Raw genomic sequence first — 13,695 nt, forward strand, 5'->3', positions numbered from 1 at the left:
ATAGGCGGCTTCTACTCCCACTAATCAATGCTTTAAAAATCAGTTAAAATAAAAAGGTCCCAGTTGAATTAAGAAAGTCCAGCAAGTATTTCAAAATAATGAATACAGCTCCCTACTTAATTTTTTCGAGTTCATCGTAAGCCTCATTTTCCTCGCTGTCATAGCTCTGAATAGACATCCTGTAAGATTTTAATGCTTCCTGTTTATTGCCGGCTAGCAATTGAGCCTTAGCTAATAGGTTGTAATGTCGATAAAATCTGCCTCTGGCTTTTATATTAAACTTTAAAATCTTAATCGCGTCCCGGTAACGTTTCATGTCAAGTAATCTTTGGCCTGTTTCAAAGAGGCCGTTTCTATTAGCGCTTCGCAAGTTATAGATATAGTAGTTGTCAGGGTTCTTAGTCAGCGACTTATATTGCAGTATGGCCCTTGCCGCACCATGTTCCATAGTTGTGTTAAAAATCAGTTCTCCATAGTCTTTCTTTGGCCTATTCAGCGCAGGTTTCTTATCCAGCACATCTTTTAAATACTCTGTAGAGATCGCTACTGCAACCTCGCCCACATCAATTGTTGTTCCGCTTGAGATAATTCCGATCAGATAACCATTCGCATCGATCACCGGAGAGCCACTGGAGCCAGGTTTCTGATGTCCCATGTTGTGGCGAATCAGGATATCCATTCCCAACTTGCGGTAAACGGTGCCATTATATACCGTAGACGCGCTGTCTTCATAAGCATTCGACAGAATATATACTTTTTCACCTGGTTTGACTGGCGTGTAGCGAGGTTTTAATGGGTAGAGCTTTGGTGAGCTTTTTTTCAGGCTAAAGATAAGCCAGTCGCGTTCCAGAATTGTAGAGGTGTTGCCTTCCAATCGTTCAGCAGTATCCTCATTTAAAAGCTTGTCGACCAGGGCGGAATCAGTGTGATTTCCCTTAGGAGTCATCACCCACCGATTAAGTTCGGCATTTACCTCGGTGCCGTTAACCTTCTTGTTTTTAGCTATCCATAAAATGTGCTTGGCTGTGGCTGCAAGTGTATCTTTTCCGTTTTCTATCAAAAAGCCGGTGCCGGCATACTTAAACGAAGGGTCGACATAGCGGTCACCATTTTTATATAAAACCTGGTTAATTAATGCTATCGGCGGCCAATCAGAAAGCGGTTTATTTATCCAGGGCTCTTTTACCTGGGCAAAAGTAATTAATGGGCACAGAAATAATAATGAAAGAGATTTATGCATATATACGGGGTATATGAATGAATAACTTATGACGAAGTTAGCACGTTATACTTCCGAAAACCGGTGATCAGTTGTAAATAAATGTAAAATGAAATGTAAAATCTACAATATGCCCGTTAAAAGGGGCGGATTAGCAGCGGGAAGCACATCAGGAGTAATTCTTACGAGTGCCGACTTCATTTGAAGACGCTTGAACTTCCAAATAAAAAAAAAGCAGCTCATCTCTGAGCTGCTCTTATCATTAACGGGGTGGCTGATGGGGCTCGAACCCACGACCCTCGGCACCACAAACCAATACTCTAACCAACTGAGCTACAGCCACCGTTTTTTGTGTATGCAAAAGTAAGAATTTAAGGATACTCTGCAAATTTTTTTCACGTTACCAATCGATAATTTCTGATCCTTTTAAAAAATACAGAATCCGCCGTCCCGCCCTGCATTGCTTAAAACAAAATCAGTATTATTGCCACTTATTACGACCAGGGAATGATTGAACTTTATACTGATGGTGCTTCAAGCGGTAACCCCGGACCCGGCGGTTACGGGGTAATCCTCCGTTCGGGGCAGCATTATAAAGAAATTTCAGAGGGTTTCCGCAAAACAACCAATAACCGCATGGAGCTCCTGGCGGTGATAAAGGGCCTGGAAAGCATTAAGAAGCCGGGCCAGGAGGTGATGATCTATTGCGATTCCAAATATGTGATTGATTCTGTAGAAAAGAAATGGGTCTTCGGCTGGTTAAAAACCGGGTTCAAAGGAAAGAAAAATAAAGACCTCTGGCTGCGCTTTCTTGACGTTTATAAATTACATAAAGTAAAGTTCACCTGGATACGCGGCCATAACGGTCATCCGGAAAATGAGCGATGTGATGAACTTGCCGTGCTGGCCGGGAAACAGAAGGAACTATTGGTTGATAAGGTCTTCGAGACGGAAGAATTGAAATTGGGAATTTAAGCAGGAAATCAGGAGCAAAGAGTAAGGAGTAAGGATGGACCGGCCTCGAATTCGATCCTGCTCCGGGGAGGAGATCCCCGATCAAGTCGGGGAAGAGCAGCTCCTACTTCATTACGATAATGACACAGTTAATCGAGTACTACCTGCTCTGGAGGAAATCCCCAGTCAAGTCGGGGAAGAGCCGCTCCTACTTCAGTACGATAATGACACAGTTAATCGAGCACTATCTGCTCTGGAGGAAATCCCCAGTCAAGTCGGGGAAGAGCCGCTCCTAACTCATTTCCGACCTCATACCTCATACCTCATACCTCATACTTCATACCTCAGTCAATCCCACCAATAACCCCCATTTGCTCCAGTTTCTTTTCAGCTTTCTCATCGGGGGTTAGCGCAGAATATTGCCGCATGAACTCTTCAGCTTTTAGCACCATATTCTCGGACCCTATAAAGATGGCAGAGCGCTGATGCAATGAACTGACTTCCTTTTCGCATATCCTGTTATAACCGTCTGTGGCCCGTCCGCCCGCCTGCTCTATGATAAAGGCCATGGGATTGCATTCGTACACAAGACGGAGCTTCCCGTTTGGCGCCCCCGACGTTGTCGGATAAATAAATATACCACCCTTGATCATGTTACGGTGAACATCAGCCACCATCGAGCCGATATAGCGGGAAGTGTAAGGCCGGGAGGTCTGCTGATCCTCAACCTGGCAATACTTCAGATATTTCTTAACACCGTCAGGAAAATGCACATAGTTGCCCTCGTTCAGGGAATAAATGGTGCCATCCTTTGGTATGGTCATGTTGGGATGCGACAGGCAGAACTCTCCTATGGATGGATCTAACGTGAACCCATTCACCCCCTTTCCGGTGGTATAGACGAGCATGGTAGAAGATCCGTAGATCACGTACCCCGCGGCTACCTGTTCGGTACCGTTTTGAAGAACATCTTCCAGCGTAGCCTTCCCGTCTGTAGACTTCCGGCGGTAAATGGAAAAGATCGTACCCACTGCCACATTTACATCTATATTGGATGAGCCGTCGAGCGGATCGATCGCAACGATATACTTAGCATTTTTAGAGACCTCGGCGTCGATAGGAACAAAGTCATCATTTTCCTCGGAAGCTACAATACAGCATTCTCCCCCGCTTGTCAGAGCCGAGATGAACTGCTCATTGGCAAACACATCCAGCTTTTTCTGGTTTTCACCCTGAATATTAACCGTGCCTACATCACCCAGGATATCCATCAGACCAGCTTTATTCACCTCGCGGTTCACAATCTTTGCGGCGATACCGATATCTCTGAGCAATCTTGACAGCTCCCCTTTTGCGTAAGGAAAATCACTCTGTTTTTCTATTATAAATTGGCCTAAGGTTAGAAGTCCCTGCATATACTTAGTGTACTTATTACATTATATCTTCGCTAATTCGATGACGTCTAAGTTATGTATTTTTTCGTCAGAAATGCAAAATCGAAGCAATGTACGGACTTTATGCCAACCGTATTTCCCGGCTGCGCCAGGATTTAAGTGTAAACAAGCAATATTTTTGTCGTACATAACCTTTAAGATATGGGAGTGCCCGCAAATAAATAAACCGGGCGGATCCTGATGGATCTCCTTCCTGATCTTCAGATCATATTTCCCGGGATAACCACCGATATGCGTCATCCATACTTTAACTTCTTCGCACCTGAATTTCAGGTGTTGGGGGTAGACTCTCCTGATATCCTGCCCGTCGATATTTCCATACACACCTTTAAACGGTTTAAAGCCGGCAAGTGCATCAGCCACCCTGATGTCGCCAAAGTCGCCTGCATGCCAGATCTCATCACAGCTTTCAAAATGTTTAAATACAGCATCGTCAAGGTAACCATGAGTATCTGAGATCAAACCAATTTTGGTCATACCGAATTAGAATATGGTCAGATAATCCTTTAACAAGCTGCGATATTCCCCGCTGTAGTTATTCTGGCTTTCATAAATAACGAATTTCTCGTCGATAGTTTCACCAGGCTCCGGACTTATAACCAAAATACAGCGGTAAGGTTTTGATTCAGGGAATGAATGAATGAAGATGTTCTTACTTACCTGCAGTTTCGTTTCTAACAGGAGCCGCTTTACCAGGTCGGCCGTATCCAATGGCAGGATCAGATACAGTTGCCCCCCTGTTTTTAAATGGCCGGATGCGCCCGAAATAAGACTGGAGAAAAAATCCTCGTTAGTATGCCTGGCCAATAGCTTCGATGGTTCCGCAGACTTCAGCGAATTAATAAAATACGGAGGATTCGAAACGATAAGGTCATACTTTTTATCAGCATTGGCCGACAAATGATCTTCAAAAGACGACTGTATGAGCTTCACCCGGTTTGAAAAGGGAGAATTGCTAATGTTTAAAGCAGCGGTTAAACCGGCACCTTCGTCTATCTCAACGGCATCAATGCGCGCGGCAGGGCTTCGCTGAGCAAGCATCAGTGCTATTACTCCAGTGCCCGTACCTATTTCAAGAATATCCAGGGCATTGCGCGTATCGGCCATCGCACCAAGTAATGCAGCATCGGTATTGACCTTCATTCCGCAATTGGTCTGATCAATGCTAAACTGCTTGAATTGAAATACCTTGCTCATCAAATTTCTGAAAGTTCAACCGGCAAGCTGCCAGACAATTCCCTAATACTTAGCCGACTTAAGCAGGACTTGCAGCAGGCGGCTTTAGTCGCCGAGGATATTATGCAATACGTTGTTGTATACTGACTGCGATCCGTTCACTTGTCCGAAGCTTGCCTGATCGACAAAAAGTTCTCCGGAGCTGACAGTTCCAAGAAGGCTGAATTCAGTCTCTGATGTCGCTAAAAGCTCGATAAACTCTTCCTGCTTCTCAGCTTTCACAGACACAACAACCCGGCCCTGCGCCTCTCCGAAAAGGAATGCGTCTTTGCGAAGGCTTGAATCAGTTTCGATATCGAAACCGAGGTTATTAGGCATCGATGACTCCAGCAAAGCGATATAGAGCCCGCCGTCAGACACATCATGAGCAGACTCAATCAGCTTTTGTCTGATAAGCTGTTTGATAACCTGGTGCATCGCATATTCCTTGTCCAGGTCGAAATGCGGCGCCGGACAGGCGGTTATATTATGGAACGAGGCAAGATATTGTGAAGAAGCGATATCGTTCACGCTCTCTCCTATCAGATAGATAAGATCGCCGGCTTGTTTAAAGTCGGAAGTCATAAACGTATCCAGGTTATCAAGCACTCCCAGCATGCCTATTGTTGGTGTAGGAAATACTGGTCCTTCGTCTGACGACTGGTTATAAAAACTCACGTTACCGCCGGTTACCGGGGTTTCGAATTTTGTACAGGCTGCGCCCATTCCTTTTATGGCACCCACAAACTGCCAGTAAACTTCCGGAACGTATGGATTTCCAAAATTCAGGCAATTGGTAATTGCTACCGGCTCGCCTCCGGCGCAGGTAATGTTACGCGCCGCCTCAGCTACTGCAATTGCGCAGCCTTTTTCCGGATCTGCATACACATAGCGCGAATTACAGTCTACAGTTAACGCTATAGCCTTATCAGTGCCCTTAACACTTACTACGGCAGCATCGCTTGGCCTGTTTGTCGTCATAGTAGCCGTACCAACCATTGAATCGTACTGATCGGTAACCCATCGTTTCGAAGCTATATTAGGATGAGCAACCAGGTGTTCGGCAACAGCTTTAAGATCTGAAGGTTCTTTAACATCGTCAATATTGAATTTAAGGTTCTCCTGGAAATATGCGGGTTCCTTAAATTCCCTTTTGTACACCGGTGCACCACCTCCAAGAACAAGGTCGTCAGCCGGTACGTCAGCTACAAGTTCGCCGTTCATAAAGTATTGGAGACGTTTGGTGTCAGTCACCTCGCCGATGATCACACAATTCAGGTCCCAGCGGTCGAATACTGCCTCCACATCTTTTTCCCTTCCCTTTTCAACAACGATAAGCATCCGCTCCTGTGATTCTGACAACAAGATCTCGAAAGGCTTCATGTTCTCCTGGCGCATCGGCACCAGGTCAAGATCTATTCTCATCCCATGCTCGCCCTTGGCCGACATTTCAGAATTGGAGCAAATAATGCCCGCAGCTCCCATGTCCTGCATACCTACTACTGCGCCTGTTTTGATCACATCCAGGGTTGCTTCCAGGAGAAGTTTTTCCTGAAAAGGATCTCCAACCTGAACGGCCGGCAGGTCATTTATTGAATCTTCAGTTATATTCTTAGAAGCAAATGCTGCACCGTGGATTCCATCTTTACCTGTTGAAGACCCTACGATATATACCGGGTTACCCACTCCGTATGAGGTTGCGGATACGGTTTCGCCTGGTTTAACGATCCCGGCCGACATCGCATTAACCAGGGGATTTACATTATAGCACTCGTCAAAGAACAATTCGCCGCCAACCGTCGGGATACCAAAGGCATTTCCGTAATCGCCAATGCCTTTAACAACACCTTTAATTAGCCATTTGGTACGGTCCTGCTCCGGATCACCGAAACGCAGGGAATTAAGCTGGGCAATGGGACGTGCTCCCATAGTAAATATATCACGGTTAATGCCCCCAACCCCTGTTGCAGCACCTTGATAAGGTTCCAATGCCGAAGGGTGATTATGGGACTCTATTTTGAATACACAGGCAATATTATCACCGAGGTCGACCATACCTGCGTTCTCTTCACCCGCTTTTGCCAGCATGCGCGGACCATCTTTAGGCAGTGTTTTAAGCCACGTAATTGAATTCTTATATGAGCAATGCTCGCTCCACATCACTGAGAAAATAGAGAGTTCAGTAAAATTCGGCGTGCGCCCTAAAATTTCTTTTATTCTGTCAAACTCGTCAGGAAGAAGGCCAAGATCTTTTGCGGTTTCTAAGGTAGTTAATTGCTGATTTTCCAAAGTATCGGTTTTTTGTTGGGAAGGTCAAAAGTAGGAAAAAGGAAGGAAAGTTATACGTTTTACGTTGTACGTTTTACGTTGGGGCACGGAAAGTCAAACGTGGTTAAGTTCTGAGCCCTGAGTTTTGGTGAGCAGCCTCGTTTTAAATCTCCCGTTATTGCTAAGCTTAGCAAACGTAAAACGTTACAACCTATAACTTACAGCTAGAAAATTATGTTTTTTTAACCAAAAAAGTTAAAACTTAACGAAAATTTCAATAATTAGCTTTCATTTTCACAGCAAAACACTATTTTTATCGAAAATTTAATTAAAACTGAGCAAAACGATGTCATCTTTAAGATTTCAAGCACTAAATGCAGTTCTTTCCAGAACAACTCCTGAAGTAAAGTGTCCTTCAGGCAAACCGTCTGATTATTTTAATGTAAACGTCTTTAATCTAAAGAAGATGAAAGACAGCTTATCGAAAGAAGCGTTCAATAGCATTGAGCACTCTATCGAATCTGGCACACCCATAGACAGGGCCATCTCAGAACAGGTTGCTACAGCTATGAAGTCATGGGCTATGTCTAAAGGAGCTTCGCATTATACGCATTGGTTTCAGCCCCTTACAGGATCGACTGCCGAGAAACACGATTCGTTTTTTGAGCCAGGATCTGACGGCCAAGGTTTAGATAAATTTTCCGGTGAGGCTTTATCTCAGCAAGAGCCGGATGCATCAAGTTTTCCTAATGGAGGTATCCGCAGTACATTCGAGGCTCGTGGTTATACAGCCTGGGATCCGTCATCTCCTGCTTTCATTATGGGAAGTACCTTATGTATCCCAACAGTTTTCGTTTCTTATACAGGCGAAGCACTCGATTTTAAAGCTCCTTTATTAAAGGCCTTAAGCGTGATGGACAAGGCAGCAGTTGGTGTTGCACAGTACTTCGACAAAGCTATTGAGAAAGTAAATGCATCCTTAGGTATTGAGCAAGAGTATTTCCTTGTTGATCTGGCCTTATTTAATGCCCGTCCGGATCTTTACCTGACAGGCAGAACCTTATTTGGTCACATGTCTGCTAAAAACCAGCAGCTGGATGATCATTACTTCGGTTCTATTCCTGACCGTGTTCTTGCTTATATGCAGGAGCTTGAGATCGAATCTATCAAATTGGGCATTCCTTTAAAAACCCGTCATAATGAAGTTGCACCATCTCAATTTGAGTGTGCTCCTATCTATGAAGAAATAAACCTTGCGATCGACCACAATTCATTGTTAATGGATCTGATGGATAAAGTTGCGCGCCGTCATAACTTTAAAGTGCTATTGCATGAGAAGCCGTATGCAGGCATCAATGGATCGGGTAAGCATAATAACTGGTCATTAATTACTAATACAGGTAAAAACCTTCTTGCACCGGGTAAAACTCCAAAAAACAACCTGATGTTCCTTACGTTTTTTGTAAATACCATCAGGGCAGTTTATGAGTATTCAGACCTGCTGAGGGCATCAATTGCGTCTGTCAATAATGATCACCGGCTCGGCGCTAACGAAGCTCCGCCGGCAATTATTTCCATGTTCCTGGGAAGCCAGCTGAACGACCTGTTAGATGAGATCGAAAGTTCAAGAGTAACTTCGAAGATGAAGCAGGAACCGGCATTATGGACCAGCATTCCAAAAGTTCCTCAGATCCTTTTAGATAATACCGACCGTAACCGTACGTCGCCCCTTGCCTTCACCGGCAACAAATTCGAGCTCCGCGCTGTTGGATCGTCAGCAAACTCTGCCAATCCAATGACCGTTTTGAATCTTATCGTTGCTGATCAGTTGAACAAGTTCAAAACTGAGGTGGATAAGCTTATCAAAAAAGGCGATAAAAAAGATGTTGCTTTAATGACGGTTATCAAACGCTATATTAAGGAATCTAAAGCCATCAGGTTTGAAGGAAACGGATATAGTGATGAGTGGGCACAGGAAGCAGAAAAGAGAGGATTGAGCAATATCAAAACTACTCCGAAAGCTTTAGACGTTCTGCTGGATCCTAAAACTGATAAATTATTTGAAGAAACAGGTGTATTCACTAAACGTGAGTCACATGCACGCCACGAGATCTTGCTTGAAAGCTATTTCAAGAAACTTCAGATCGAAGCAAGGGTTATGGGTGAGCTGGTTGATAACGTGATCATCCCGACCGCTATCAGATATCAGACCTCTCTTATCGAGAACGTAAAAGGTCTAAAAGATATCGGCCTCAGCGCAGACACTTACGAAGCACAGATGGGTATTATCAAGAAGATATCTGAGCACGTTAACTTTATTAAAACCAACAATAGAAAGATGATCGATGAGCGTAAGAAAGCCAACAACATCGAAGATGTCAGGGATAAGGCTATCGCTTACGATGAAAACGTAAAATCTTATTTCGACCCTATCCGTTACCACGTTGACAAACTGGAGCAATTGGTAGATGATGCTAAATGGCCGTTACCGAAGTTCAGAGAGCTGTTGTTTATTAAATAGTATCAAGAGTCAAGAATCAAGACAGGCCCCGCTTCAAAGCGGGGCTTTTTTGTTGGCTAACTATGTTTCCAGCCTGTGTTAAGTATATACTTATCAGAGATAAAAATTTATTCTATTTTCTAAAACGATAAAATTTGATTACTTTCGTTTAACGAAACTCAGGAAGAGTCCTCTTCCTCATTTTACCAAAAAATCAATCTTAATTTTCCAGGCACGGGCTTCGAGACTCGGGGCAGAATCGTTCGTATCTGGTTCTATAAGGATCAGCGAAAGATCCGGGAAAGATCCGGGACACATTCGATGATTTCCCGAAGCCTTCCCGGAACTGTCTCGGAACTTTCCCGGAACTGTGTCGAACCAAATACGAAGGAATCTCCTAGCGTTCCCGAAGCATTGGTAAAGAAGCTAAAGTTAAAATAAGGGATGGATTAAAACCAACAAATGATTGCTGGATAAATTAACTTAAAGTTAATTGACTGCGGGATGATTCACCCGGGAAATGAAATTGAAGATAGAAATTTTTATGCAATTTTCCAAATTCAGTGACAACTAACAACATTTCACTAATTTTGCACCCGATGTCCAATCTCAAATACAACCAGCGCGGCGTTTCTGCTGATAAAGAAGATGTGCACAATGCCATCAAGAACATAGACAAAGGAATTTTCCCAAAGGCTTTTTGCAAGATCATACCTGACATATTGGGTAAGGATGATGCGTATTGCAATATTATGCATGCAGATGGCGCGGGCACAAAGTCCTCACTGGCTTATGTGTATTGGAAAGAGACCGGAGATATTTCTGTATGGAGAGGAATAGCACAGGATGCTATTATCATGAACCTGGACGATCTTCTTTGCGTTGGGGCCACGGATAACATTTTATTGTCGTCTACGATTGGCCGTAACAAGAACCTTATCCCGGGGGAAGTTATTGCCGAGATCATTAATGGAACCGAAGATATTTTAAAAGACCTTAGAGAGCTCGGCATCGGTATTTATTCTACGGGCGGTGAGACTGCTGATGTCGGTGACATTGTAAGAACGATCATCGTAGATTCTACTGTGACCTGCCGGATGGAGCGCTCGGAGATCATTTCGAACGATAAGATCCAGCCGGGTGACGTGATAGTCGGATTATCTTCATACGGGCAGGCAAGCTATGAAAACGAATACAACGGTGGTATGGGTTCGAACGGGCTTACTTCTGCCCGGCATGATGTTTTCCATAAATATGTTGCCGAAAAATATCCTGAGAGCTATGACCCTGCGGTACCTTATGAACTAATATTTGCTGGCGGCAAAAAGCTGACAGACGAAATAAGCATACGCGGAGCAGGTGCCGTTACAGCGGGAAAACTGGTCTTGTCTCCTACCCGCACCTACGCGCCGGTTGTAAAGAAGATACTGGATAAATACCGTTCAGAAATACACGGAATGGTTCATTGCAGCGGCGGTGCGCAGACAAAGATCCTGCACTTCATCGATAACCTTCATATTATTAAAGACAATCTCCTGCCTGTCCCGGAACTCTTTAAGCTGATCCATGACCAATCCGGCACGGACTGGAAGGAAATGTATAAAGTATTTAATATGGGGCACCGGATGGAATTCTATGTTCCTGAGAAGATTGCGCAATATATTATTGATACCTCACAGGATTTCAACGTAGAAGCGCAGATTGTAGGAAGAGTTGAGAAAGCAGAGAAGAAACAGGTGACGATAAGATCGGAGTACGGGGAGTTTGTTTATCAGTTTTAGTAATTAGTGTTCAGTAACCAGTGTTCAGTTCCCGGTCTGGAAAGACTAGGCGTCTGATTACTGGTCACTGGTCAAGATCACTTCTTCTTCATAATCAGCTTATCCTTAGGTACCGGTAATTTGTTCCTTCTGATATCCAATTCGTTGATGATATTTTTAGCGCCGCCAAGAACATCGATACACCAAAGTACGAACCTTGCATCTACAGAAATAGTTCGTTTATACTGCTTATCGAACGCAATATCGCCGCTCATTGCTTCCCAGTTACCGTCAAATGCCAAACCTATCAGTTCGCCATCGCCGTTCAATACAGGCGATCCGGAGTTTCCGCCGGTAATATCGTTATTGCTGATAAAACCAACGATAAGGGTACCATTTTCGCCGTACTCCCTGAAATCGCGTTTCGCGTAAGCGTCAAGAAGCGATTGAGGTAGGTCAAATTCATCATCACCCGGCTGGTATTTGGCGATCATGCCATCGATGGTAGTAGTCACATTGTAGGTAATGCCGTCTTTGGGGCTATAGTTCTGTACCTGGCCATAGCTGATCCGCATGGTGGAATTGGCATCAGGATAGATCAGTGCGCCTTTATTTTTCTCAAGCAAGGCTTTGAGGTACAGGTTATCGAGGCGTGTTTTTGTTGCCTGGAAATCGCTGAGCACAGTGCCGAAGTTATTTTTTACATAATCTGCCGGCACCAGGTTGACTGCATACTTGTAGCCCGGATCTTTTTCCAGCGCTTCCAGGGAAGGATTATTCAGGAATGCCCTCAGCTTAACGGGGTCAATCAGGTTGCTGTTCTTCCATAAGTAATCTGCATAATTCTCGAAAGTTGCCTGCGGTGAACCTTTCCAGTAATCTTCCACGATCAGGGTAATGAACTTAGGATGCTGAGATTTAGGCACGTCCGTATAAAAACCGGTCAGCACCTGTGCAAAGATCTTCTTATCTGCGCTCTCGAGATAAGTCTTTTCGTAGTTACTGACCATATTATTCAGATTCGTACTTACCTGTTTAATATAGGCGGCATCGTCCTTGCGGGAATTCATAGCGTTGATCAGTGCGCCGAACTGGGAAGCATTCCTGACCCACGGAGAGGCTAATAAACCTTCGTTGACGTAAGTATAGTGCACCGCGTAAGGATCATACGCATCATAAGCTGTCTTATATTGCGACATCAGGTTAGCGATCTCCGGATTGGAAGCGGCCCATGCTGTAAAAGCAGCTTCTTCCTTTTGTTTACTTTCATAGATCTTCAGCCGCTTTAACTGTTCCGTCTGTCCGATATAGTATTTCCAGTAATTAGCAATGCTTGCATACTGGGAAGACATCTTAAGACGCACATCAACGTTTTTGTCCATCTCTTCTTTCCATGCTTTCAGGCGGATGTCGCGAAGCTTTACAATCGTAGGGTTCGACCGTTCTGTAGCAGTCTGAACACCATAGGATGTCAGGTAGCGGTCGGTACGGCCCGGAAAACCATAAACCATTGCAAAGTCGCCGTTCTTTACCCCCTTGATAGAAACAGGAAGAGATTTTTTGGGTGTATAGGGTTTATTGCTTGCAGAATATGCAGCCGCTTTGTTGTTAGCGTCAGCGTATACACGGAAAACCGAAAAATCACCGGTATGACGCGGCCACTCCCAGTTATCTGTATCGCCGCCGAATTTTCCTATCGACTGCGGCGGGATACCCACGAGGCGGATATCATTGAAGCGTTCATAAACGAAGAGTAAAAACTGGTTTGCTTTGTACACATCACGCACATCAGCTTCCATTGTAGTCCCTGCCGTGACATCGGCTGATATCTGCTTGCTTATTTCAGCGATCTTTGCTGCCCTGCCCTTTTCGTCGACACCAGCAAGGGCGGCCATCACTTTCGGGGTTACATCTTCCATACGTACCAGGAAACGAACAAATAAGCCGGAAATAGGCTTTTCCTCCTGGTAAGACTTCGCGTAAAATCCATTGTCCAGGATGTTATTCTCAGGAGTTGAATTAGAGGCGGCGGCATCGTATCCGCAATGATGGTTAGTAAAGATCAGGCCGTTCTTTGAAACGATCTCGCCGGTACAAAAGCCTCCAAAGGAAACTATGGCGTCTTTTATACTTGCTTTATTAACGCTATAGAGGTCTTCAGGCGTTAACTTAAATCCCTGCTTTTTCATCTGCTCATAATTCTTACCTATGAGCATGGGCAGCCACATTCCTTCATCGGCTTTTGCCAGGTTAGTTAAACCCATAGCAAATACCAACAGCAATGCTACCGCGTATTTTAATCTGTTCATAAAATTGATTTATTAA

General features: G+C 44.3%; 9 protein-coding genes and 1 tRNA gene. 3 read left to right on the top strand and 7 right to left on the bottom strand.

Translation table 11 applies throughout. The features are described from left to right. Positions 1-112: 112 nt before the first annotated feature. Positions 113-1,240 carry a trypsin-like peptidase domain-containing protein gene (locus tag P2W76_RS03655; protein ID WP_276346138.1) on the bottom strand — a complete coding sequence of 376 codons (1,128 nt, stop codon included), beginning with the start codon at positions 1,238-1,240 and terminating at the stop codon, positions 113-115. A 248-nt stretch (positions 1,241-1,488) separates the two neighbouring features. Further along, positions 1,489-1,562, bottom strand: a tRNA-His gene (locus P2W76_RS03660). A 164-nt stretch (positions 1,563-1,726) separates the two neighbouring features. On the opposite strand from P2W76_RS03660, the gene rnhA reads away from it, so the two are divergent. Then, complete coding sequence (gene rnhA, locus P2W76_RS03665; RefSeq protein WP_276346139.1) at positions 1,727-2,194, top strand: ribonuclease HI; 468 nt, start codon at positions 1,727-1,729, stop codon at positions 2,192-2,194. A 323-nt stretch (positions 2,195-2,517) separates the two neighbouring features. Here the strand turns inward: rnhA and fbp are convergent, their stop codons facing one another. From fbp to purL, 4 genes are all read right to left on the bottom strand, one after another. Beyond that, positions 2,518-3,588: a class 1 fructose-bisphosphatase gene (gene fbp / locus P2W76_RS03670; protein ID WP_276346140.1), complete on the bottom strand. Its 1,071-nt coding sequence runs from the start codon at positions 3,586-3,588 to the stop codon at positions 2,518-2,520. 21 nt (positions 3,589-3,609) lie between these two features. Then, positions 3,610-4,104: a metallophosphoesterase family protein gene (locus P2W76_RS03675; RefSeq protein WP_276346141.1), complete on the bottom strand. Its 495-nt coding sequence runs from the start codon at positions 4,102-4,104 to the stop codon at positions 3,610-3,612. A 6-nt stretch (positions 4,105-4,110) separates the two neighbouring features. Beyond that, on the bottom strand, positions 4,111-4,824 hold the full coding sequence (locus P2W76_RS03680; protein ID WP_276346142.1) for a methyltransferase: 714 nt from the start codon (positions 4,822-4,824) through the stop codon (positions 4,111-4,113). A gap of 84 nt (positions 4,825-4,908) precedes the next feature. Beyond that, positions 4,909-7,131, bottom strand: a complete 2,223-nt coding sequence (purL, locus tag P2W76_RS03685) for a phosphoribosylformylglycinamidine synthase subunit PurL (protein ID WP_276346143.1) — start codon at positions 7,129-7,131, stop codon at positions 4,909-4,911. A 325-nt stretch (positions 7,132-7,456) separates the two neighbouring features. Here purL and P2W76_RS03690 point away from each other — a divergent pair, with 325 nt between their 5' ends. Next, a complete protein-coding gene (locus P2W76_RS03690) occupies positions 7,457-9,631 on the top strand; it encodes a glutamine synthetase III (protein ID WP_276346144.1) in 2,175 nt (724 codons plus the stop codon). Between the two features lie 578 nt (positions 9,632-10,209). Then, positions 10,210-11,391: an AIR synthase related protein gene (locus tag P2W76_RS03695; protein ID WP_276346146.1), complete on the top strand. Its 1,182-nt coding sequence runs from the start codon at positions 10,210-10,212 to the stop codon at positions 11,389-11,391. A gap of 77 nt (positions 11,392-11,468) precedes the next feature. Here the strand turns inward: P2W76_RS03695 and P2W76_RS03700 are convergent, their stop codons facing one another. After that, complete coding sequence (locus P2W76_RS03700) at positions 11,469-13,679, bottom strand: S46 family peptidase (RefSeq protein WP_276346147.1); 2,211 nt, start codon at positions 13,677-13,679, stop codon at positions 11,469-11,471. Positions 13,680-13,695: the final 16 nt, after the last annotated feature.

The organism is Daejeonella sp. JGW-45 (assembly GCF_029360805.1).
Lineage (GTDB): Bacteria > Bacteroidota > Bacteroidia > Sphingobacteriales > Sphingobacteriaceae > Daejeonella.

Coding starts and splice junctions, on each gene's coding strand:
- P2W76_RS03655 (WP_276346138.1), bottom strand. CDS start 1,240: ATGCATAAATCTCTTTCATTATTATTTCTGTGCCCATTAATTACTTTT.
- rnhA (WP_276346139.1), top strand. CDS start 1,727: ATGATTGAACTTTATACTGATGGTGCTTCAAGCGGTAACCCCGGACCC.
- fbp (WP_276346140.1), bottom strand. CDS start 3,588: ATGCAGGGACTTCTAACCTTAGGCCAATTTATAATAGAAAAACAGAGT.
- P2W76_RS03675 (WP_276346141.1), bottom strand. CDS start 4,104: ATGACCAAAATTGGTTTGATCTCAGATACTCATGGTTACCTTGACGAT.
- P2W76_RS03680 (WP_276346142.1), bottom strand. CDS start 4,824: ATGAGCAAGGTATTTCAATTCAAGCAGTTTAGCATTGATCAGACCAAT.
- P2W76_RS03690 (WP_276346144.1), top strand. CDS start 7,457: ATGTCATCTTTAAGATTTCAAGCACTAAATGCAGTTCTTTCCAGAACA.
- P2W76_RS03695 (WP_276346146.1), top strand. CDS start 10,210: ATGTCCAATCTCAAATACAACCAGCGCGGCGTTTCTGCTGATAAAGAA.
- P2W76_RS03700 (WP_276346147.1), bottom strand. CDS start 13,679: ATGAACAGATTAAAATACGCGGTAGCATTGCTGTTGGTATTTGCTATG.